32 protein-coding genes and 2 pseudogenes are annotated in these 20,029 nt (G+C 68.0%); 10 read left to right on the top strand and 24 right to left on the bottom strand.

Annotated features, from left to right (window positions below):
• Window positions 1-26 precede the first annotated feature (26 nt).
• Complete coding sequence (locus PSQ21_RS22410; RefSeq protein WP_274032423.1) at window positions 27-980, top strand: LysR family transcriptional regulator; 954 nt, start codon at window positions 27-29, stop codon at window positions 978-980.
• Window positions 981-1,115: 135 nt separating this feature from the next.
• Window positions 1,116-1,901 carry a hypothetical protein gene (locus PSQ21_RS22415; protein ID WP_274032425.1) on the top strand — a complete coding sequence of 262 codons (786 nt, stop codon included), beginning with the start codon at window positions 1,116-1,118 and terminating at the stop codon, window positions 1,899-1,901.
• 27 nt (window positions 1,902-1,928) lie between these two features.
• On the opposite strand, the gene PSQ21_RS22420 is transcribed toward PSQ21_RS22415, so the two are convergent.
• Entirely contained in the window at window positions 1,929-2,690 is a 762-nt protein-coding gene (locus PSQ21_RS22420) for an alpha/beta hydrolase (protein WP_397989758.1), read from the bottom strand.
• Between the two features lie 103 nt (window positions 2,691-2,793).
• Here PSQ21_RS22420 and PSQ21_RS22425 point away from each other — a divergent pair.
• Both PSQ21_RS22425 and PSQ21_RS22430 read left to right on the top strand, forming a co-directional pair.
• Window positions 2,794-3,804 (top strand): annotated as a pseudogene (locus PSQ21_RS22425) (adenosine deaminase); the annotation flags it as partial.
• Window positions 3,805-4,004: 200 nt separating this feature from the next.
• Window positions 4,005-5,603 (top strand): recombinase family protein, encoded by a 1,599-nt coding sequence (locus PSQ21_RS22430; RefSeq protein ID WP_274032429.1) that lies wholly within the window; start codon window positions 4,005-4,007, stop codon window positions 5,601-5,603.
• Here the strand turns inward: PSQ21_RS22430 and PSQ21_RS22435 are convergent.
• Window positions 5,600-5,740: a hypothetical protein gene (locus tag PSQ21_RS22435; protein ID WP_274032431.1), complete on the bottom strand. Its 141-nt coding sequence runs from the start codon at window positions 5,738-5,740 to the stop codon at window positions 5,600-5,602. The two genes, PSQ21_RS22430 and PSQ21_RS22435, sit on opposite strands and share 4 nt — an antisense overlap.
• Window positions 5,741-5,834: 94 nt before the next feature.
• Here PSQ21_RS22435 and PSQ21_RS22440 point away from each other — a divergent pair, with 94 nt between their 5' ends.
• The 6 genes from PSQ21_RS22440 to PSQ21_RS22465 all read left to right on the top strand — a co-directional run bounded on the left by PSQ21_RS22440 (window position 5,835) and on the right by PSQ21_RS22465 (window position 8,601).
• Window positions 5,835-6,131, top strand: coding sequence for a hypothetical protein (locus PSQ21_RS22440; protein WP_274032433.1), 297 nt, complete (start codon window positions 5,835-5,837; stop codon window positions 6,129-6,131).
• Window positions 6,132-6,229: 98 nt separating this feature from the next.
• Window positions 6,230-6,691 carry a hypothetical protein gene (locus tag PSQ21_RS22445; protein ID WP_274032435.1) on the top strand — a complete coding sequence of 154 codons (462 nt, stop codon included), beginning with the start codon at window positions 6,230-6,232 and terminating at the stop codon, window positions 6,689-6,691.
• 63 nt (window positions 6,692-6,754) lie between these two features.
• Window positions 6,755-7,063: a hypothetical protein gene (locus PSQ21_RS22450; RefSeq protein ID WP_274032437.1), complete on the top strand. Its 309-nt coding sequence runs from the start codon at window positions 6,755-6,757 to the stop codon at window positions 7,061-7,063.
• A complete protein-coding gene (locus tag PSQ21_RS22455; RefSeq protein ID WP_274032438.1) occupies window positions 7,056-7,304 on the top strand; it encodes a hypothetical protein in 249 nt (82 codons plus the stop codon). The genes PSQ21_RS22450 and PSQ21_RS22455 overlap by 8 nt, the downstream gene beginning before the upstream one ends.
• Window positions 7,286-8,122: a hypothetical protein gene (locus PSQ21_RS22460; RefSeq protein ID WP_274032440.1), complete on the top strand. Its 837-nt coding sequence runs from the start codon at window positions 7,286-7,288 to the stop codon at window positions 8,120-8,122. Before PSQ21_RS22455 ends, PSQ21_RS22460 begins: the two co-directional genes overlap by 19 nt.
• An 80-nt stretch (window positions 8,123-8,202) precedes the next feature.
• Window positions 8,203-8,601, top strand: a complete 399-nt coding sequence (locus PSQ21_RS22465; RefSeq protein WP_274032441.1) for a hypothetical protein — start codon at window positions 8,203-8,205, stop codon at window positions 8,599-8,601.
• A 482-nt stretch (window positions 8,602-9,083) separates the two neighbouring features.
• Here PSQ21_RS22465 and PSQ21_RS22470 read toward each other — a convergent pair whose 3' ends face one another.
• The 22 genes and pseudogenes from PSQ21_RS22470 to PSQ21_RS22575 form a co-directional block, all read right to left on the bottom strand.
• On the bottom strand, window positions 9,084-10,583 hold the full coding sequence (locus PSQ21_RS22470) for a hypothetical protein (protein ID WP_274032443.1): 1,500 nt from the start codon (window positions 10,581-10,583) through the stop codon (window positions 9,084-9,086).
• Window positions 10,580-10,777: a hypothetical protein gene (locus PSQ21_RS22475; RefSeq protein ID WP_274032444.1), complete on the bottom strand. Its 198-nt coding sequence runs from the start codon at window positions 10,775-10,777 to the stop codon at window positions 10,580-10,582. Before PSQ21_RS22475 ends, PSQ21_RS22470 begins: the two co-directional genes overlap by 4 nt.
• A complete protein-coding gene (locus tag PSQ21_RS22480) occupies window positions 10,774-11,022 on the bottom strand; it encodes a hypothetical protein (protein ID WP_274032446.1) in 249 nt (82 codons plus the stop codon). The genes PSQ21_RS22475 and PSQ21_RS22480 overlap by 4 nt, the downstream gene beginning before the upstream one ends.
• Window positions 11,019-11,285 (bottom strand): hypothetical protein, encoded by a 267-nt coding sequence (locus tag PSQ21_RS22485; RefSeq protein WP_274032447.1) that lies wholly within the window; start codon window positions 11,283-11,285, stop codon window positions 11,019-11,021. The genes PSQ21_RS22480 and PSQ21_RS22485 overlap by 4 nt, the downstream gene beginning before the upstream one ends.
• Complete coding sequence (locus PSQ21_RS22490) at window positions 11,282-11,752, bottom strand: hypothetical protein (protein WP_274032449.1); 471 nt, start codon at window positions 11,750-11,752, stop codon at window positions 11,282-11,284. The genes PSQ21_RS22485 and PSQ21_RS22490 overlap by 4 nt, the downstream gene beginning before the upstream one ends.
• An 11-nt stretch (window positions 11,753-11,763) precedes the next feature.
• Window positions 11,764-12,042, bottom strand: coding sequence for a hypothetical protein (locus tag PSQ21_RS22495; RefSeq protein WP_274032450.1), 279 nt, complete (start codon window positions 12,040-12,042; stop codon window positions 11,764-11,766).
• 10 nt (window positions 12,043-12,052) lie between these two features.
• Window positions 12,053-12,532, bottom strand: coding sequence for an HNH endonuclease signature motif containing protein (locus PSQ21_RS22500; protein WP_274032451.1), 480 nt, complete (start codon window positions 12,530-12,532; stop codon window positions 12,053-12,055).
• Entirely contained in the window at window positions 12,529-13,044 is a 516-nt protein-coding gene (locus PSQ21_RS22505; RefSeq protein ID WP_274032453.1) for a hypothetical protein, read from the bottom strand. Before PSQ21_RS22505 ends, PSQ21_RS22500 begins: the two co-directional genes overlap by 4 nt.
• Window positions 13,045-13,053: 9 nt before the next feature.
• Window positions 13,054-13,764 (bottom strand): lytic transglycosylase domain-containing protein, encoded by a 711-nt coding sequence (locus PSQ21_RS22510; RefSeq protein ID WP_274032455.1) that lies wholly within the window; start codon window positions 13,762-13,764, stop codon window positions 13,054-13,056.
• A 93-nt stretch (window positions 13,765-13,857) separates the two neighbouring features.
• Complete coding sequence (locus tag PSQ21_RS22515; protein WP_274032457.1) at window positions 13,858-14,130, bottom strand: hypothetical protein; 273 nt, start codon at window positions 14,128-14,130, stop codon at window positions 13,858-13,860.
• A 110-nt stretch (window positions 14,131-14,240) separates the two neighbouring features.
• A pseudogene (locus tag PSQ21_RS22520) lies at window positions 14,241-14,873 on the bottom strand (peptidoglycan recognition protein family protein); the annotation flags it as partial.
• Window positions 14,873-15,178 carry a hypothetical protein gene (locus tag PSQ21_RS22525; RefSeq protein ID WP_274032461.1) on the bottom strand — a complete coding sequence of 102 codons (306 nt, stop codon included), beginning with the start codon at window positions 15,176-15,178 and terminating at the stop codon, window positions 14,873-14,875. The pseudogene PSQ21_RS22520 and the gene PSQ21_RS22525, both read right to left, overlap by 1 nt.
• A 14-nt stretch (window positions 15,179-15,192) precedes the next feature.
• On the bottom strand, window positions 15,193-16,698 hold the full coding sequence (locus PSQ21_RS22530) for a fibronectin type III domain-containing protein (protein WP_274032462.1): 1,506 nt from the start codon (window positions 16,696-16,698) through the stop codon (window positions 15,193-15,195).
• Window positions 16,698-16,844: a hypothetical protein gene (locus tag PSQ21_RS22535; protein ID WP_274032463.1), complete on the bottom strand. Its 147-nt coding sequence runs from the start codon at window positions 16,842-16,844 to the stop codon at window positions 16,698-16,700. The genes PSQ21_RS22530 and PSQ21_RS22535 overlap by 1 nt, the downstream gene beginning before the upstream one ends.
• On the bottom strand, window positions 16,831-17,256 hold the full coding sequence (locus PSQ21_RS22540; protein ID WP_274032465.1) for a hypothetical protein: 426 nt from the start codon (window positions 17,254-17,256) through the stop codon (window positions 16,831-16,833). Before PSQ21_RS22540 ends, PSQ21_RS22535 begins: the two co-directional genes overlap by 14 nt.
• Window positions 17,219-17,392, bottom strand: coding sequence for a hypothetical protein (locus PSQ21_RS22545; RefSeq protein WP_274032467.1), 174 nt, complete (start codon window positions 17,390-17,392; stop codon window positions 17,219-17,221). Before PSQ21_RS22545 ends, PSQ21_RS22540 begins: the two co-directional genes overlap by 38 nt.
• Window positions 17,389-17,793: a hypothetical protein gene (locus PSQ21_RS22550; protein WP_274032468.1), complete on the bottom strand. Its 405-nt coding sequence runs from the start codon at window positions 17,791-17,793 to the stop codon at window positions 17,389-17,391. Before PSQ21_RS22550 ends, PSQ21_RS22545 begins: the two co-directional genes overlap by 4 nt.
• Before the next feature lies 1 nt (window position 17,794).
• Complete coding sequence (locus PSQ21_RS22555) at window positions 17,795-18,043, bottom strand: hypothetical protein (protein ID WP_274032470.1); 249 nt, start codon at window positions 18,041-18,043, stop codon at window positions 17,795-17,797.
• A gap of 100 nt (window positions 18,044-18,143) precedes the next feature.
• On the bottom strand, window positions 18,144-18,395 hold the full coding sequence (locus PSQ21_RS22560) for a hypothetical protein (RefSeq protein WP_274032472.1): 252 nt from the start codon (window positions 18,393-18,395) through the stop codon (window positions 18,144-18,146).
• Window positions 18,396-18,689 (bottom strand): hypothetical protein, encoded by a 294-nt coding sequence (locus PSQ21_RS22565; protein ID WP_274032473.1) that lies wholly within the window; start codon window positions 18,687-18,689, stop codon window positions 18,396-18,398.
• 5 nt (window positions 18,690-18,694) lie between these two features.
• On the bottom strand, window positions 18,695-19,264 hold the full coding sequence (locus tag PSQ21_RS22570) for a hypothetical protein (protein ID WP_274032474.1): 570 nt from the start codon (window positions 19,262-19,264) through the stop codon (window positions 18,695-18,697).
• Window positions 19,261-20,028, bottom strand: coding sequence for a hypothetical protein (locus PSQ21_RS22575; RefSeq protein ID WP_274032476.1), 768 nt, complete (start codon window positions 20,026-20,028; stop codon window positions 19,261-19,263). Before PSQ21_RS22575 ends, PSQ21_RS22570 begins: the two co-directional genes overlap by 4 nt.
• Window position 20,029: the final 1 nt, after the last annotated feature.

The raw sequence follows: 20,029 nt of genomic DNA on the forward strand, positions 1-20,029 counted from the left end.
TGCACGAAACTGCGATAATCAATCCCATGGTGCATGAACGCAGCTCAGGGCCTCGGCTGTCACCCAGTAGTTACGAAGAAGACATCCGGGCCGTGCTCGCGCCCCGCCTCGCGTACTTCGAGGCGGTCGCCCGGCACGAGCATGTGACCCGTGCCGCACACGAGCTGGGCGTCCCGCAGTCCACGCTCTCGCGGGCCATGGTCCGGCTCGAAGCGGACCTGGGCGTCGCCCTGTTCGCCCGCAAGGGCCGCACCGTCTCGCTCACCCCGGCGGGCCGCACCTTCCTCGGCTCGGCGGAACGGGCCCTGGCCGAGGTGGAGAAGGCCGCCGACTCGGTCCGGGCGGACGCCGACCCGACGACGGGCCGGGTCTCCTTCGGCTTCCTGCACACCATGGGCTCGGAGACCGTACCCGCCCTGATCCGCGCCTTCCGGGCCGACCACCCCAAGGTCCGCTTCCAGCTCGTGCAGAACTACGGCGAGGCGATGATCGAACGGCTGCGCGCGGGCGGCCTCGACCTCTGCCTCACCTCTCCCGTGCCCGACGCCCCCGACCTGGTCGCCCGCCGCCTCGACGAACAGCGGCTGCGCCTCGTGGTCCCCGACGACCACCGCCTCGCGTCCCGCCGCCGCATCCGTCTCGCGGAGGCCGCCGACGAAACGTTCGTCACCCTGGAGCCCGGTTACGGGCTGCGCCGGATCACCGACGACCTCTGCGCGGAAGCGGGCTTCACGCCCCGGGTCGCCTTCGAGGGCGAGGAGGCGGAGACCCTGCGCGGACTGGTCGCCGCCGGGCTCGGGGTGGCCCTGCTGCCGCCGCCCGCGGTCGCCCGCCCCGGCGTCGTCGAGCTGACGGTCACCGCACCGCGCGCCGCCCGTGAGATCGGGGTCGCCTGGCTGGACGGCCACCCCGACACCCCGCCGGTCGCCGCCTTCAAACGCTTCCTGCTCTCGCGCCGGGGCCACCTGCTGCCGGACTGAGCGGGCACGCGACGGGCGCACGCTGCCCGGTGCGCGGTCGGTGCGCGGTCGGCACGCGGTCGGTGCGGGTTCGGTGCGTGGTCGGTGGCCCGAGGGCCCGCTCGCCCCGCTGGCCGGGACAGCGAGAATGTCCCGGTGACCCGTGACCGTGCGACCTCCGCCGGGCCCCCCTGGCCCGCCCCGTCCGCCCTGCCCCCGCACCCGTCCGCGTCCGCCGGTCTGAAGGGCGTCGTACTCGCCGCCGTGGTCGGCTCGGTGATGCTGCTGGCCTCGGCGGTGCTCTTCGCGCTGCTGCCCGGACAGCTCTCCGAGGCCCGCGACTTCCGGGCCGCGCGGCCGTGCGCGGAGCTGGAGGGCTCCGCGGCGGCGAACGGCGACTGTCTCGCCGAGTGGCCCGCCACGGTGCTCGGCACGGAGGCCCGCCGCCAGGGCAAGGGCCACGCCCGCTGGGTCACCCTCGACCCGGGCGGGGACGGAGAGCCGTTCCGTGTCCGGCTGCGGGGCGAGCGGCCGGTGTGGGAGAAGCTCGCGCCGGGCGACCGGGTCACCGTCTCCTCCTGGCGCGGCCGGACGGTCCAGGTGGTGGCGGGGGAGGCGCGCCAGGACGCGATCGACCGGCCGGGGCCCGGTGCGATCGTCCGGCTGGCCGTGGCGCTGGCCCTGCTGATCGTCGGAGGCGTCTTCGTGCGGTCGGCGTTCTGGTGGAACGGCCGCCGCGCGCCGGGCACCCCGGTCGTCCGCGCCGCGCAGGTCATGGTGCCGATGGCCGCGACGGCGACGGCGGTGGGCGTCGCGGTCACGGCCGCGGTCACCGTCGAGAGCCTGCCGCTCGCCCTCCTCGCCACCGCCGCCGCCTGCGCGGCCCTGTGGGCGGCCTCCCTGTGGCTGCTCCGCCGGCCGGCACGCGGACGCACCGGCTGAGGTACGGGCTCCGCCCCCGTAAGGCGTTCAGTGCCGCAGCGACCGGCCGAACCCGGCGGCCAGCGGCATCCGCAGCCCCAGCGGCGGCGGGGCGGCGAGCGCGTCCGCGACCGGGCGGGCGTAGGACCGGGCGAAGAGCGAGCCGCGTACGAAGTCGGCGGCCAGCGCCACCACTTCGGAGCGGTGCTGGCGCAACGCGTGGCCGTCGGAGTGGACTTCGAAGCGGCAGGTGTCCCGGTTGGCCTTCTTCGCACGCTCGGCCAGCCGGTAGGACAGCTCCGGATCGGTGCGCTCGTCGTTGGTGCCGTGCACGATGAGCACCCGCCGCCCCGCCAGTTGCTTCACGGGCTCCGGTTCGGCCGCCGCCCGCTCGGGCAGCCACGGGGCCATCGCCAGGACGGAGGTGACCGCGCCGTGCCCGGCGGCCCGCAGCGCGGCGCGCCCGCCCATCCCGTGGCCGGCCAGGCAGACCGGCACGTCGCCGTACCGGCGCTGGACCTCGTCGGCCGCCCACGCGGCGTCCTCGGCGGGGTGCGCGTCGTCCGCGTTCCAGCCCCGGCAGCGGTAGCGCAGCACATGCACCGCGAGCCCGTCGCCCACCCCGGCACGGGCCAGGGAACGGGCGAACGGCAGCTGCGCCGCGTACGAAAGGGTGGAGGGGCGACGGTGCGAGTCGGCCCGGCCGTCCGGAAGCAGCAGAACCACGCCGCTGACCTCGTCCATTGCTCCGGCCGTCTGAACGGCCCGTCCCAGCCTCGGGGGTGCCGGGGGGAGTGCGCGCTGTCCCATGACAGAACAGTGTCAGAAGGAGAGGTGTACTCCACCCGACTTCGCGGTCACTGTTACGCATCGACACCAGGCGCTCTACGCGCGTAGGCGCTAGAGTGCCAAGATGACGAGCCAGACCCCGAATGTCCCTGATTCCGACCAGATCCGGCGCGCCCCCAAGGTGCTGCTCCACGACCACCTCGACGGCGGCCTGCGGCCAGGCACCATCGTCGAGCTGGCCCGCGCGCAGGGTTACGACTCCCTCCCCGAGACCGACGCCGACAAGCTCGGCATCTGGTTCCGCGAGGCCGCCGACTCCGGTTCGCTGGAGCGCTACCTGGAGACGTTCGCCCACACCTGCGCCGTCATGCAGACCCGTGACGCGCTGTTCCGGGTGGCCGCCGAGTGCGCCGAGGACCTCGCCCAGGACGGCGTCGTCTACGCCGAGATCCGCTACGCCCCCGAGCAGCACCTGGAGGGCGGCCTGACCCTCGAAGAGGTCGTCGAGGCCGTCAACGAGGGCTTCCGCGAGGGCGAGCGCAACGCCCGCGCGAACGGCCACCGCATCCGCGTCGGCGCCCTCCTCACCGCGATGCGGCACGCGGCCCGCGCACTGGAGATCGCCGAACTCGCCAACAGCTACCGCGACCAGGGCGTCGTCGGCTTCGACATCGCGGGCGCCGAGGCCGGGTTCCCGCCCACCCGCCACCTCGACGCGTTCGAGTACCTCAAGCGCGAGAACAACCACTTCACGATCCACGCGGGCGAGGCCTTCGGACTGCCGTCGATCTGGCAGGCCCTCCAGTGGTGCGGCGCCGACCGCCTCGGGCACGGGGTGCGGATCATCGACGACATCGAGGTCGCCGAGGACGGCTCGGTCTCCCTCGGCCGCCTCGCCTCCTACGTACGGGACAAGCGCGTCCCGCTGGAGATGTGCCCGACCTCCAACCTCCAGACCGGCGCGGCCGCCTCGTACGCCGAGCACCCGATCGGACTGCTGCGCAGGCTGCACTTCCGGGTCACCGTGAACACGGACAACCGGCTGATGAGCGGCACGAGCATGAGCGGGGAATTCGAGCGGCTGACCGAGGCCTTCGGATACACGCTCGACGACATGCAGTGGTTCACCGTCAACACGGAACAGACAGGTTCGCATTGGTCTGGCTGGCCTAGCCAGGCAGCTCATACGACGGACCTGCTGCATCACTCCACGCAGACGGGGGGACGGTCACCGTGTACCGAAACCCCGCGAGGAGAACCATGGCGAAGAAGAGGGCCGCCAAACTGCACCCGCTCAGGGCCCTACGACGCGTTTTCATTTACATCCGCGTCAGCATGGAACGCGACATCATGTTCTCGGACAAGTCGCAGCTCGACCATGGAACAGCCGTAGCCGACCGACTTGGCTGCGAAGTCGTGGAAGTCATCTATGACATCGACGAGACCGGTACAACCTTCGATAACCGTCCCATCATCGACCTCATCGAGCGCGTAGGCCACGATGAGGCGGACGGAATCATTGTCCTCCACACCAACCGGTGGGGGCGCAACTCCGAAGAATCCCAGGCGCACGAGCGACTCCTGCGCCAAGTCGGCGGCGTACTCATCGCCGGTGGCCAGATCATCGACACCACCACCGCCGCAGGCCGAATGGCCTTTCAGTTCTCCACCGCAGTGGATGAGAACCAGTCCATCGTCATCGGGGAAAACTGGCGACGCGCCCACGAGAACCGCTACAAGCGCAAGCTCCCGCATCACGGCAAGCCGAACTTCGGCTACAAACGCTGCCCGGACTGCAAGCGCAACCCCGTCAACATGCGGTCGTACATCTACTGCACGACGTGCCACGGCGTTTTCCAGCCGAACGAGGACGACGAGTACAGCAAGTTCAAGGCACTCGCCGACGCGGTACGTCGGTACGTCTACGACGACGACAACTTCGAGACCATCGCCAAGGATGCAGCAGCAAGAGGCATCCGTTCCAACCCCTCGAAGAAATACCCTAACGGCTGCCGAATGAGCGCAACCTCCTGGCGCAACGTCCTGGACACGGGGTTCTGGGCAGGTCTTCTTCGCATCGATGTGGACCACGAGAACCCGGGCCCGTGGAACTGGGAAGAGTGGCCGGCAGGCTTGCACAAGCCCATCGTGAATGACGACTTGGCCACCTGGAAGCTCTACGTAGCAAAAAGAGAGGCGCAGGCGGACCCGAACCGTCGCCAGCAGAAGCCAAAGTATTTTTGCTCGACAATGATCCGTTGCTACGGAAAGCGCGAGAACGGGGAAACATGCCTGGCGTCCATGTCGGCAGGATGGGCAAACGGGTTCCCCCGATTCAACTGTCCCGTGCGAACCAAGCTGGGTAAGGACGCGTGCGAGGGCACCGCTGTCCGACTGCGGGTCACCGAGCGCACGTTCCTCAAGTGGGTTGACGCCAACGCAAAAGGCGAAGAGGAAGGCGCTCGGGCATTCGAGCGGGCCGCGAGTGCGACGGACCAGACGAAACTACTCCTGCAACTTGAGAAACAGAAGGCAGACTTGGAGCGCAGACTAGACGCGGTCGCGGATCTCGTGCTCGACGAGGTGATCACCAGAGAGGCCGGCAAGCGCAAGACGGCTGAGCATAAGAGTGACCTTGCGATCCTGAAGAAGCGCATCAGCATCGTCTCGGCCTCCGTGCGGCGCTCGACGCCCCCGCCGGCCGAAGCCTTCGGTAGGTTCCAAAAGATTTGGTCGGAAATGCTTCCAGAGAAGCAGCGGAAGGCCATGCAGCAGGTTGTTGACCACATCGCCGTCTACCCGCGTCCCGAGGGCGCACGCGAATGCGTGCTGAAGATCGTGCCAGCTTGGGCTCCGCTGGAGCAGCAGATCAAGCGGAGGAACGATTGGGACCGGCTGAGTAGCGAGCGCGCAGAACTCGGCAAGGCCGCCTAGTCGGCGGCCTGCTTGGCGGCCTGCTTGGTCGCCCAGATACGGTAAGCCTCTTCGCCGATGATGCGCCAGAAGTCCGCCCAGCACTCCTCTTCGGAGCGGGGGTCGGAAGTACCCGGGGAACGGTCATACGTCAACATGACGTCGACCCTCCCTGGGTATTTTCGTTTTTTCCAGCGACCATACGAGTGACGCATTATTTTTGTGAAATAGTGCCCCCAGGAGGTGAGCAACGTGAACCGTCGAGTCAATCGAATGGTGGGAATCCTGCTGGGGGTGGTCGTGCTGGCGGCGTGCGGATCATCAGAGGAGGGTGTCGAGGACTTGGACAGGTCGAGCTACGAAGCTGGCTTCGAAGCACTGGGTGGTGCGTACCTGCCGCCCAGCGACGAGGATCGCGCCACCGTCGAGGCGCGGTGTGAAGAAATGTTCGGCGGCGTTCCAGACGCCGACGATTACGTGCGGCACGACTGGGTCGCTGGTTGTGCCGACTTTGTGGAAAACAAGGACTCCCGGTTCTCGCCCAATTGAACAGTGAGACCGGGAAGGCCCCCTGATTCCTTCGGGAGGCGGGGGCCTTGTCAGTAGCGGCGCCTACGCTGTCCGCTACCCAGTAGGTGAGGGAGAACATGGCTGAACCGGGATTCGTGCTTCTCGGAAAGAACTGGACCTTCGACACAGTGGCGGAAAAGGGGTGTCGAGTAGTCACTGAGCCCGACCATCAGGGCTGCTTCCTGGCCGTGGACAGCAGCGGCGTGCAGTGTGAGTTCACCACCAACATGGTGCAGAACGCGCGGCGCCCGGAGTACCTCGTTGCGGCCCGCTTGGTGATCGACGGAGCCGAGTTGGGGGTTACCCATGAGGCAGCGGTGGCGTTCAGCTCGGCGGCCGACGCGGTGAACAAGTTGGACCCGAAGTCGAGTGAGATGTTCGCGGTGTGGGCGGCTGGGGATGTTGAGCCCTCCAAGGAGTCGGTCGAAGTGCTGACGCAGGGGACGCTGCCGCAGCAGGTGCATGTCTACGCTGGGGGCCGACTGTGGCTGCTGGACGACATGCACGTGGGCGACACACGGGGGGACTGCCGTGGCTGAACTCCGAGACAGCCGTGAGAGCGCCGAGGTGGAGAAGCTGAGCGCGCGGGACAAGGTGGGGTAATGAACAAGATTGCGTGGGGACCGGCGCCGGCCCGTGACCGGAAGGTCGGGCTGGTGGGGAAGAGGCGGCTATTCCTGGTGGCGCCCGGCAACAAACTGGGCGATGAGCCTGGTGATTTCAGGCTTTACCTCTACTTCCCCGCCGACTCGATCCCTGTGGGTGGGGATGGCCTGCGGGTGCGTTCCGAGGCGGCGGCTATGGAACTGGCGGAGGAGTTGCTGAGGGACTTCTACCGTGAGATGAAGCGCCACATGGAGCCGGCCAAGCCGAGGAAGGCGACCGCCGCCAAGGAGGCTGGAAGTGGCTGACGGGCTGCCGGACTTCGAGGTCGTGACGACGGAGGACGTCACCCCGGAGATCATCACGTTGATCAAAAGTCTCGTCACGAGCCACTACGAGGACGAGCCCATCGACTGGGAAGACATCTGGGATCGGGCCGAGAAGAGGCGGCTCGACGACGGGCGAGGCATCGACATGGGCACGGATCTGGGGTCGCCGGCCATCGTGCAGATCAAGAAGGAGATCAGGACATGGCGGAGGACGGGGTGAGGGGGAGCGACAGGCCCCTGCGGGTGCCGCTCGTGGTACAGGTGGACTTGCCGCACCCGGAGCAGTGGACGACGACGTTCGGCGTCAGCGGGCGGTCGGAGATCGCCACGGACGTGGGGAACTACGTCCAGACCGAGTTGCTGCCGAACTCAGTCTTCGGCAACGGAGAGGTGTCGGCGGACTTCAAGCTGGAGAAGGTTCCCTTCGTCCAGAAAGCCCTGGCGCACCACTTCTTCCCGGACAAGGACTTCTCGACGACGCCGACGGTGACGGTGTTCCTGCACCTGGTGGTCACGCTGCTGCGTCCCTCGGAATGGACGCGAGCACACGGCGAGGATGTGCGGGCTGAGATCGCTGATGCGGTGCGGGCCCACGTGGCTGAGACTCTCGTGCCGGCCGGTGTCTTCTCGTCGGGGGGCGTCGAGGCGGTGATCGTGCTGCGGGACACGCCTTTCGTGAGGAAGGTGCTGTCCTGGCGGGAGTGGCCGGATGGCATTCTGCACGTGCGGATGCCGGCCGAGTTCCGGGAGTACACCCGGCTGCGCCTGCGGAGCGACCTGTTGGCGCGTCTCAAGGAGAGGGCGGGGTTGGAGGTTCCCGCGCCGCAGATTGTCGAGCTGGCGCACCTGGTGGGCGAGGCTCTGCGGCGGGAGATCCGGGACGTGGACCCGGAGCTGCGTTGGCACAAGGAGAAGGGTGTGCTGTCGGCGGCCGACGAGCCGGAGCTGACCGACGCCGAGGCCGTGGCGCGGTTGTGGGACCAGGTGATCGATCGGTATGTGGACACGGCGGTCAAGGCCCTGGCCAGTCGTGCGTAAGTAATCAGGTGGCTCGCTGAAGCCCCTCGTTCCTTTGGGAGCGGGGGGCTTTTGCGTGCCCGGAACAGAAGGAGGGCGGCATGGCCGCAGAAGAGGTGAAGAGAGTCGCGCACGGGGACCTCGGCTTCGCGACGTGTCTGCCGGACACGCGGTGGGACGCGAACGAGTTCGTTCAGAGCGCGGGGCACGCCTTGGTTGGGCTGGTTCCGCTGCGGTTCTGGGAGCTGCGGGAGAAAACCTTCGAGGAGCTGCTGCCGATGGCGCTCGGTGCCAGTCGGATCATCGGTGAGAAGGGGGACATCTTCCAGTTCCACAAGGGCCAGCAGAGGAAGGGCTGGCGACCGAGTGGGGTGTTGGCCGAGCTGGTCACCGCGTACGCAGTCCTGGCGCTGAACACCCCGGATACGGGCGTGACGCGCTTCGCGTTCCACGCCTGCTTTTGGGTGCACGAGGGATGCCCGAAGAACGCTGACGGCTGACCTCGGCCCGCTCATCATGCCCCTGCCCAATTTCGGGTGGGGGCTTCGCCATGTCTGGAGGTACGTGATGGAGTTGATGGCGTGGCTCTTTGAGACGCGGCTGCGTTCGGTCGGTGTCACGAGTGCGCTTACGGTCGCGGGGTTCGCCATGGTGGCCTGGCTGGGGCGGGAGCCTCGACCGCCGCGAGGGCAGCATCGGCGTGGCCGGCCGAGGTGACAGGGTCTCTTCGAATGTGTTCGATGCGGTCGCAGGTGCGACCGCATCGTGCCAGTCTGTGCAGGCGGAGGGAGGCCGTTTATGGCGAAGTGGGAGCCGTCGGTGGAGGTGCTTGCGATGCTGCCGTGCCCCTGGGCGGAACTGTCTGAGGCGGAGCGGGCGTTCGTGGAGGCGGTGTGCGCTCCTGGCGGGCTGGGGGGTGTGCTCGCGGCGGCGGCCGAGTCGATGGAGGGCGCAGTTCCTCCCGGGGAGGGCTCGGAGGGAGCTACTCCTTCCGGATTGGCTCCTCGACGACTTCCGCGTCCATGATGCCCATTTGATCGAAGGCGGTTTCGGCTGACACTGTCCCGGCGGGGGAGAGGGCGGGGGGCCCCTCGGACTTTGGTCCGAAGAGGCGGCTGATCAGGCCGACCTCGGCGGTCCCCTTGCTCTCCATCCGCATGCTGAAGGTGAAGCCCGCCTCTTCGATCTCGGCCTTGATTTTGACGTACTTTGCGAGGCGGTCCATCTCTGCGGACAGGTTCGGGTCGGCGTACCCGCCTTCTACCTCCTCGGACATGCGCATGGAGAAGACTCGCATCGCTTGCATGGTGATCATCGAGTCGAGCAGTGCGATGTACTGCTCCTTGGTCTTCACCCTGATGGGCATTTCGTACGCGCAGGATTCCCCGGGCTGGTATTCGGGGCACTTCTTGGCGAGGAAGCATCCGTCGCAGGTGCGCACATTGGCGTCCACGACGTTGATGCGGCGCTCGGTGCGCTGTTTCCTTTCTCCGGTCTCAGGGTCGTTGTAGCGGTGGGTGAACTCCTCGGTCTCGATGCCTGGCAGGAGTTTCTTCACCCTTTCAGAGGAGGGCCGAGTTGCCCCCTCGTTCCCGAGGTTTTCAGACTTCACCGCAACTGTCCCTGGCGGGTTTTCCGCGTTTGCGGGTTCACCCGTTTCCGCCGTGCCAGTTACTCCCTTTCCGTGGCGCTGCGTAATGTGGTCGATCTGGTGGCGCCACGACCACAGAGAGAGGCGCAGGTTTTCGGAGGCGTCGTCCGCGTCGATGAGATCAGTATCGAATCCGGCGCCGGCGATGAGGGTGCGGTGCCGCTTGCGTGCCTGCCCTTTGTAGCGGGCAGGGTATCGCTTCATTTCGGTGCCAGCCCAGATGAACGTCTCTCCGTGCTGGGCGGCCGACAGCCACGTGGTGGAGGAGACGGAGTACCAGTCGGCGCTCAGCATGAGTGGTGGGGACGAGAAGCCCATGCCGTGGAGCCTGACCGTGCGGCTGATTGTGCGGAGCAGGGGGATGATGTCCCGGTCGCCGCAGGTGCCTTGGCCGACAGCGATGTAGGGGTACTGGTCGGCCATCCGTTTGAGAGTGTCCACACCCCATTCTTCGTGCCAGACGACGATGGCCTTTTCCGGGTCGAGGTGTTGCCGGCGGGCCTCGATCCAGTCGCGTCCCATGGTGAGGGCGTCGAACTCGACGTATGCCTGGATACGGTCGACGTTCTCCTCTACGAACTGGTCGTAGTGGTCGGCGATGGCCTGAATTTCCTCGGTGGTCACCTCGACCCCGGGCCGGTTCAGCGTGTGGCAGCCACTGTCCAGGAAGACTGACTGCTCCGGGGGGTAGTGGGCTTCTACTGTCCAGGGCTTGGAGAACTTCACGCGTCGGCGGAGCCCCATGTAGGACAAGCCGACGTGGGACACGTGCTGCTCGGCGCACAGGGTGCGGTGGGAGGGGATCTCGGTCCCGGCGTAATAGAAGATCACCTGGTGTCCTCGAAGACCGCGTCGATGAAGGTGGTTCGCCGGAAGCGGGGGTTGTCTCGGGCGAAGAGGCCGGCGAGACCGTCGGCGATTTCGCGGACCGTCTTGGTGCGGGTGGGCTGCCGCTTGCCCTCGGGGGGCAGAGCGGACCGCAGAACGGCGGCTGCCTCGCGGTAGTGCTTCCTGGACATGGTCATGTGACGTCGTCGATCAGGGTGACCACCGTGGCGCCGTTGTGCCCGTGGATCGTCAGGACGTCGTCGATGGAGCCGTAGACGGCTGTGGAGGAGAGGCCGGTCATCCAGCGCATGGCCACGGTCCCGTCGTGAAAAATGACGCCGGCCGCGACGGTGCCGGTCCCCGAGACGCCGGTGGCGTCTTCGTGGCGGTCGAGGTGGAACCGACGCAGGGGGGTGTCGCTGAGGACGAGGTTCTCGTTCATGCCGTTACCTCCGCCGTGTAGGCCGTGGTGCTCAGGGGGTCTTCGCCAAGGGCGGGTTCCGGGTCGCCGAGGGCGTGGAAGTGGATGTCCGTGCCCGGTGGGCAGTGGGTGTCGAGGGCGTAGTCGATGTCGTCCCACGTGGTGTCGCCCGGGTCGTCGCCGATGCGCCTGATCGCTGCGGTCCGGTCGCCCCAGACGACTCCGTGGGCGACGGGCTCGGGACCTTCGGCGAGCGTGAATCTGGTGTACGGGGTCAGGGTCACGGCTGCTCCTGGGTGCGTTGGTCTGTCATGCGGAGCGCGGCCTGGTGCTCGATGGCGTCGGCGAGCTGGTCCCAGGGGCGGGGGGCGCCGGTGTAGTCGGGGCGCCAGCGGGGCTGGGTGTAGGCCGCGTGCGTGATGAGCGCGGAGTTCCATCCGGCTGCCAGCTCTGCGGCGGCGCAGGAGGGGTCCGGTTCGAGGACCAGGCCGATGCGCCAGCTTCGGACGCGTTCCAGAACTTCGAGGCGGCCGGCGGGGCCGGGCTCGGGTTGGTGGAGGTAGCCGAGGTGGCCGGTGAGGCTGCGCTTGGCGAGCCAAAGGGTGCTGTCCTGCTCGGTCCAAGTGTGGGAGAGCAGGTACAGGCGGGAGTTCTTGGCGAGGGCTTGGTAGAGACCCCAGCCGGTGTCGAAGTGGCCTTCGCCGTTGGGTGTGCGCAGGATGCCTTCGACGACCATGACTGCGGCGAGCACGGTGTGGGGCCTTACAGCTTGAGCTGGCCGGCGAGGGCTTCGTGGGCGGCGGCCTGCTGCATCTGGGTCGTCATCGCCATGAGCTGGTGGGCTGTGATGGCGGACTGCTTGCTGGCCTCGATGTCGGAAACGACTTCGCTCGCGCCGAACTTCATCTCGATGACCGTGGCCGGGTGCTCGGCCTCGACGGGCTTGCTGAGGTCGGTGAGGGCCTCCCACTCGCCGTTGGTGTGCTGGACGACCATGAATGCCGTACGGACCTGGAGGGGTGCGGGGGTTTCGAGAGGCATTGCGGGACTCCTAGTCGATTTCGTAGCCGTCTTCTTTTTCCGCGCGTTTCGCTATTCGCCGCTCGCGGTCGCGAGCACGGACGCAGGTGACGCATTCGCGTCGGCCTGAGTGCCACCGAATGTTTTCTTCGGTGTACTCGTGGCCTTTGGGGCAGTGTGTTTTGCGGGCGTTTCGCGCGGAGAATGATTCGCCGCGCTCGACGTTCTCGGCGGCGGGTACGGGTTCAAGGTGGTCGGCGTTGCAGCAGGACCGGATTCGGCAGAGGTGGTCTACGTGCCATCCCGGGGGTACCGTTCTTTGGTTTGCCAGTTCCCAGGCGATGATGTGGGTGCCCTTGGTGCGGCCGTTGGGGAGGCGGAATTTCCCGTAGCCGTAGTCGTCCTTGGCGCCGAGCCAGATGTGGCAGTCGTCGAATTCTGTTCCCTTGTCGACCTTGTCGAAGAACCGCTTGGTCCAGTCGTCAGGGTTACGGCGGCGCTGCGCTTTCACTTGTAGAGCCCGAGCTTGTGCCGCACCTTCTGCTCGTTGACGGAGCGGATAGGGCAGTAGTCGCAGAGGTAGCGCTGGCCGGCGGGGTTGTGCTTGTCCCACTTCGGCAGGCCCTCGGCCTTGCGGTCGGCAGCGGTGGGGGGCGCGAGCCGCTTCTTCTCCGAATGGAAATCGGAGCAGGTCTCGGGTCGGTTCCGGCTGCGCCAGCACTGCATGGCGTCGTCCTTGAGTGTGTCGACCGCCTGGTAGACCCAGGGCTCCATTCCGGTCGCGCCCTCCTCCTGCCAGACGCGGCGGAGAATCTCTTCACGGGCGCTGCTGTCGGAATGCCAGCGGTCCTCGTCTACGCCTTCTACGGGGTAGAGCCGGCCGAAGTGTCGCTCACCATTCGGGTACTGGTGCTTGGCTGCCGCGTATTCGAGGACCGTGTCTCTGCGCGGGTCTCCCTGATAGGCGGGGAGGACTTCTGTGGACTTGCAGTCCTTGCAGAGGAGTAGGCGAATCTGGGTCATGTCTGGACGCTAATACCACCGATTTTTCTGCCAGAAATTCCAGGCTCCGCAGGGGCTTCCGTAGCGGTTGGAGATATAGCTCAGACCCCAGCGAATCTGGGTGACCGGGTTGGTTCGCCAGTCGGCGCCGGCCGAGGACATCTTGGAGGCGGGGAGGGCCTGCATCAGTCCGTATGCGCCGGAGGACGGGTTGGTCGCGCGGTGGTTCCATCCGCTTTCGCGGTGGATGAGGCTGTCCAGGCACGAATACTGGGTGCTGGAAAGTCGGGCGCGGGCGTAGGACCGGGCGCCGGAGACGCTGGGGGTCTCCATGGTGCGGGTGGCGGAGCGGGCGGCTCGCTGCTGGGTGTGTTCGCGGGCGGCCTGGGTTTGGCGCTCGGCGCGGGCCGCGCGGCGAGCTGCGACTGCTGCCTCGGCCTGTCGTCGCGCTTCGGCTTCGGCCTTGCGCTTCGCGGCGGCTGCTGCCTCGGCCTTGCGGTGCGCGGCGGCCTGCGCGGCGGCTTGGGCCTGGAGCGCGCCGACGGTGGCGTTGTGGCCGTCGTCCAGGGCGCGGTCGATGTGGAGCGTGGGCAGCGGGAGGGCTGACGTCCGGGCCGGCTTGTCGGGCTTGGCGTCGGCGGGGTAGGTCAGCAGGGCTGCGGTCAGGAGTGCCACGAGGGCGGCTGCTGCGGTGATGCGGCAGGTGCGCCAGGAAACGTGGGGGAGCTTGGGGCGGGACACAGAGGGCCTTTCACAGGGGATGTGACCCCGGCTCTCCCGCAGGCAGTCCGGCGTCGGTCACCCTAGGGGCCGCAGAATTGTGTCGGGTAGCCGCTAAACGGGGGGCTGTCCGATCGGGGTGGTGGGTCGGGCGGGGTAGGCGGGCGGCTTGGCCAGGCCCAGGAACCAGCCGAAGGCGGGGCTTACCTTGGCTTCCAGGAGGCGGAAGAGGCCGTAGTAGAGCACGCCGAAGATGCCGACGAGGGCCTGCGAGAGCGCCACTTCATCGACGTCGACATAGATGTGCGCGAGGAGCGCCGCGACCCACCCGACGACGATGGGGACGGCGGTCCGCCACAGTGAGACGACTACGTCGTAGACGGTCATGCCTACCCTGCTTTCTTTTCCAGGGCGACGATGCGTGCGCCCTGCGCTTTGACGAGTTTTTCAAGGGCGGCGACCCTCGTCTCGATGGTGGACACGGGGGGCGGCGTGGGCGTCGTGGGGTTCCAGCTCGCCGAGTGCTTGAGCCGCTCGGCGATGCGGTCGCGGATGGAGGGCATGGTGAAACCCCGGGGGTCGACCTTGTCGCTGGACCATTCGGCGTGGCCGATGGTCGACTTGGCGCTCCATCCGTGTGCGCGGCAGATGGCTGCGGAGGCGCGGACGATGGCCTCGATCTGCTTCGCGGGCCACGGGTCCTTTCCGTCGCCGAGGTTTTCGCATTCGAAACCGTAGAACCGCGCATTGCCGTCCACGCCGGTCTTGTTGCCCTTGGTGGGCTTCGTCGGCGCGGTTCCGTAGTTCTCCGCGATGACCTGGTTGAGGACGGTGCCGTCGCCGCCGCCGGCGTGGTTGGCTCGGCCCAGGCCGACGAGGTAGACCACGCCGTCCTTGCCGATGACGCCGTGGCACAGTGGGCCGGGCAGTCCCGAGTAGCCGGTGCGGCAGATGTTGACCGTGTTCTGCGTGCCCTTGGTGACGGTGTGGTGGATGAGGACGCCGTTGACCGGCCCCCACTTTCCGACGGAGTTGCGGTTGTGCGTGCGCCAGGAGCCGACTTCGACGACGGTGACTCCTTCGGCACGTAGTGCCGCTACAAGAGGGTTGGCGGTGAGGGGAGTTGCCACTACTTCACCTCCGGCCAGGCCCACTGGCCTACGTCGTCGCCTTCGAGGCGGGAGGTGGCCCAGTAGGTGTCGTTTCCGTCCAGATGGACGGCCAGGTTGACGGCGGGGGGTTCGTGGTCCCAGACGCGGACGACGACAGCCGGGTAGACGGCGCCTTCGACTGCTTCGTTGCCGACGTGGGCGATGAACCCGGTGCGCGTCGACTTGGCGCTCGTTGCGTAGTCGTTTCGGCGCTGGTTGATGACCTGTGCGTCGTGGTCGCTGAGCCGGTAGAGGACGGTGCGGCCAGGGGTGGGTGAGGGCACTGTCTTCTGCCTCCTTACGTGGCGGGGGTGGTGCCGGTGACGGCCGGGGAGGACTTGGAGCCTTCGCCGGTGCCGTTCACGGCGGCGACCTGGATGGAGTACGCGGTTTCCGCGCTGTATCCGGTCAGGTTGGTGGTGGCGGCGGGTGCGGTGACCGTCGCCTTGACGGTCGAGCCGTCGTAGACCTTGTAGGAGGTCACGGGGGGGTTTGCACCGGCGGGTGCGGCCCAGTTGACCGTCATGCCGGTGGTGGTGACGTTCGTGACGGCGACTGCGGTGGGTGCGCCCGGGACGGCCGGGGTGGGCACGGTGCCCGTGAGAGCGCTGGAGGGGGCGCTGACGCCGGAGCTGTTGCCTGCGGCGACGGTGAAGGAGTAGGTCTGCGCGGCGGTGTACTGGAGCGTGACGTGAGGGGCCGCGCCGAGGGGGGAGTTGACCACGGCGACCTGGCGGGTGCCGTCGTAGACCGCGTAATACTCCGGTGCCCCGTTGGACCCGTTGATCGTCGGGGGGCTGATGGTGAGCTGCACCTGGCCGCCGACGACCGGGGACACGGTCAGGCTCGGGGCGCCGGGCGTACCGGGGGCGACGGTGGAGGCCGGCAGAGCGCCGCGCAGGGGCGGGGAGAACTCGCTGTAGGCGGTGCCGTAGGAGTTGGTGCGTACTGCGCGGACCTTCAGCGCGAACCGTCGTCGGGGTGTCGTGTAGGCGGGTGTGGTGAAGGTGACAGTGGGGGTGCCGGCCGAGGGCTGGTTGACTTCGCCGAGCTTGACGTCTCGGCTGCTGAGTCCGGGGCGGGAGGAGTCCATGCCGTCGGTGGTCCCCGGGGTGGGGTTGTCGAAGATTTCGTACTTGGTGACGTTGGGGACTGTCGTCCAGCGGAGCTGGATTCCGCCGCCGCCCGCTGTGGTGATGACCGGTAGCGGGGCGGCGAAGTCGAGGTCGTTGGGCGGACGGGGCGGGAGCGTGAGCTGCTGGCGGTCGTACCCGACGGCGGGCGTGGTGACGGTCAGTTCATCGCTCTCCGGTCCGAACTCGCCCGCCTGGTTGTGTGCGGCGACGGTGACGGTGTACGCGGTCTCCGGCTCGATGGGGGTCCACACCGGGTCCTCGGGGTCGCTCTTGTCCCAGAACCCGCTGATGGTGGCCGAGGACTCCCCGCCGGGCTGGTGCACTTCTCCGGTGGTGTTGATGGTGACGCGGTGCCCGGCCACGCCGACGCCCTGGAGGCCGGTGACGCCCATGTAGTAGCTGTCGTCGAGGTCGGCGGCCATGTCGCCTACGTTGGAGCGCCAGAACAGCAGGAACTGGTGCGGCTCGTTGACGCCGAGGGAGTGGGGTTCGCCGGCCTTGTCGAGGTACCACAGGGGCTTGGGCGGGACGACCTGCTCTCCGTAGTCGGAGGGCCGGTCGGCGAGGTGCTGGGCTGCGGTGCGGGGCTGGTTGACCAGGCCGACCGGGGTGCCGGGCTCGGCTGTGAGGTCGCTGGTGGTGTTGAGGTTCCATCGCTCGTTCGCCATCAAGAGGGCCTTTCTGCGTCGGGGGGCGGGGAGGGTGGCGGGTCGCAGGGGCATGGGCGGTGACGGGTGCTGAGCCAGGCGATGACCATGCCGGTGGCGGCGACGACGATGGAGGCCACCTGTGCGACGAGGTCACTGGTGTGCACGGCTGGTCTCCCTCACCTCGTAGAGCCACGCGGCCGTGGCGACGGCGGCGACCGCCAGGTAGCGCAAGGCGTTGGTGAAGTTGGCCGCGAAGGTGGTCTCGACTCGCAGGAGTGCCATGGTGGCGAAGATCAGGATGTAGGCGGCGATGTAGGCCATGGGGCGCAGGCTGTCGCGGATGACGACGTAGGCCATGGCGGTGAGGCCGAGGCATACGCCGGTCACGGTGAGTCCGATGGCGATGATCTGGGCGGCGCCGTGGGTGGCGGTGATGGAGAGAGCCCCTTCGCGGCCCATGCCCCGGTACAGGGCCAGGGAGATGACGTAGGCCGACAGGCCGATGCCCAGGATGTGGGCCGGTTCCCAGTGGCTGCGGTCAGAGAGCGCGATCGTCTTCGCTGCGGGTGTCGTCATGGGGGTGCCTTCTGCGAGGGCGGGGGACCGGGTCGGGGTCCTCCGGGAGGTATTTCGCGATGAGTCGGAAGATGACGAGGCCGAGTGCGCTGACGAATATGCTGACGATCTGCGCGGCGACGTCGGACATCGTCATGTGCCCTCCCGCAGGTACCGCAGCCAGGCGGAGAACGCAGCCAGGGAAACGCCGATGAAACTGATGACGTTGGCGAGCTGCATCCACACCGTGGCCGGGGAGTTGAAGAGTGAAATCGCGGCGAATGCCAGCAGGTATGCCGCGAGGTATCCCATCATTCGGAGGCTGGACGTCTTGATGGAATAGGCCGCAGAGGCGATACCCAGCACAATTCCGAGCGTGGTGTACACCAGGGCGATGTAGTACGCCGGAGTGTCCCCTGGCGCGTCGACCACGGAGAAGGGGGTGCTGCCGAGAGCTTTTTGCAGCGACGCGGCGGCGGTGAACACACCCAGTCCGATGCCGAGAACCTTCTTTGTGAAGGCCGGCGGATAGATGAGTCCGTCGTAGTCGGTCCTCACGTCACATCCCGAGGTAAAGGTGCGCGGGCGGGTTGGGCACGTAGCCCGGAGTGCGGACTACCAGTCCGTCGGGCCGCGCCTTGGTGTTCGCCTCGTGCAGGCCGTAGGTGATGTCGTTGAGCTGGTTGCGGGCGGCGTAGGTGGCCGGGTCGACGGAGCCGCCCCGGTCGCGGTTGATCTTCTTGTAGCCCCCGTCGGTCAGGCCCTCGTTCATCTCGCCGCCGAGGGGGCGGCTGGTCGCGTAGCTCACGGGGACTCCTTTCTGCGGCATGCGTGCCGATTGACGCGAATGCGGGCAGCCTTTCCCCGGAGCCGGCGAAGGGCGCCCATCAACCGAGTGAGGAGCAGGGTCACTTCTTCTCTCCGATCTTCTTCACGGCCGGGGCGGCACGCTTCTTCGAGGAGCCCGGCGAGACCCCGGCGCCCATGGTTCGGCCCACGGAAATCCCAGCCGAGAACTCCGAGTTGGCCGACGGAGCCTTCGGCCCGTACGCGCCCTTGGTGCGCTGATCCTGAAGGTTCGACTTTCCCTGGGTGACTCCGGTGACGTTGTCGCCCCGGCCGGTGCGCCGGCGGTCGGTGGTGCGGGTGGCCTTGGGCATTTAGATCACTCCCAGAGCGGGGTACGAGGTGGCGGAAAAGCCGGACTGGCGCTGGCTGTAGTCGACGCGGCTGCCGGGATACACGTCGTCCAGGCGGGCAATGTCATCGATTCCGGGAATGTGCTGCCGGTATCCGAAACGCGGCGGGGTGCGGCCGATATTCGGAATGGGCGGCTTCATCTGGCGTGCCGTGTCCGCCGGGATATCGGTCCACTCGCGCAGGTAGTTGGTGACCTGTTGCTCCTGGAGCGAGGACCACGGGCGTCGGGCGTACATGGAGTCCTGGGGCTGCATGCTGCTCACCTCCACGCAGGCCGAAGGCGCTGGAGCTGCTGCCTCCGCTGCTCGTTGACGGCGGTGAAGGCCGGCGTGACCTCCTGGGTGTAGACCCTCTGGGCGGTCGCGAAGCGTGCCTGGGTGGACACCAGCGTTTCGCTCTTGCCGTCATTGACGAGGGGGCTGCCGATCATGGAGCCGCGCTGGGTCCACCGCTCGCCGCGCGCTTGGGCCTGGAGGCCGGCGAACGGGTGGACGTCGTCGGTCCAGTAGTAGTCGGCGGGGTCGATCCGCTCCCCCTTGTGGACACCGCGCTCGTAGGACTTCTGGGTGGCGCGGTTCCCGATGCTGTTGAGCAGACGGTCCTGGCGGCGGGTGCCGGCGCCGATGGTGCCCAGATAGCCGTCGGGGTACTGGGCGCTGGGCACATGCCCGGTGTCCATGAGACGGCGGGCGTCGAGGATGTCGCGGGCTCCGGACATGAGCGTGCCGCCGGAGCCGCCGGTGTACGTCATCGCCCCGCCGACAGGCGCCTGGTAGGGCGGGTTGAACATCACGTTGCTGTTCGCGCCAGCACGGTTGGGATAGCTCATGCCTTGTTCCACCCTCGGCTCGTCTTGTAGAGGGGATTACCGGACCGCTTCGGATCGGTCGCGATCTTGGTGATGCCTTGCAGCGATCTGCCGGCGAGCGTGACGGCCGTACCGGCGAGGGGCAGGGCGCGGCTGCCACGGCCTGGCGGGCGGGCGGCCAGGCGGGGGCCTGCGGTGGGCGGTGCCGAGGGCCTCGGCGGTGTGGCGGGCGCGCGGGACGGGGCGGCGGCCGGGGCAGCCGCAGCCGGCCTGGAGGGGCCGGCGTTGCGGTAGGCGCCCGCGTTGATCGTCACCGTCCGTCCGGGACCTGACGGGGCGGGAGTGGAGGGCGCAGGTGTCGGGGAGGGCCAGCGCGTGGGGGTGGGGCCGGCCGCGCCAGGTGCACTCGGGGAACTGGGGGAGGGGCCGAGCATGCTGATCTGGGGCTGCGACCAGCCAGGTCCGGAAGTCACCGAAGGTGTGGCAGGGGCGGAGGCAGGGGGTGCGGGCGCGGGAGTGCTGCGCTGACCGCGCATGGCGGCGTTGCTCATGCCGGGCAGCGCGTACTGCGCGCGGCGGAACTGGGCGGGGTTGAACGTCGGGGGCGGAGTCTGGCCCTGGACTTCGGCCGCCTGGAACAGCGACTCCTGGTGGCCTGCGGAGGGTGCCTGTGGGGTGGCCGGTGCGGGCTGCGGGGCAGCCGGGGTGACCCGGTGGCGGCGCATGGCCTGGTCGCCGAACCCTCGGAAGGCGGGCTGGCGGAACTGGTCGGTGTTGAAGTCCATG

The organism is Streptomyces sp. MMBL 11-1 (genome assembly GCF_028622875.1).
Lineage (GTDB): Bacteria > Actinomycetota > Actinomycetes > Streptomycetales > Streptomycetaceae > Streptomyces.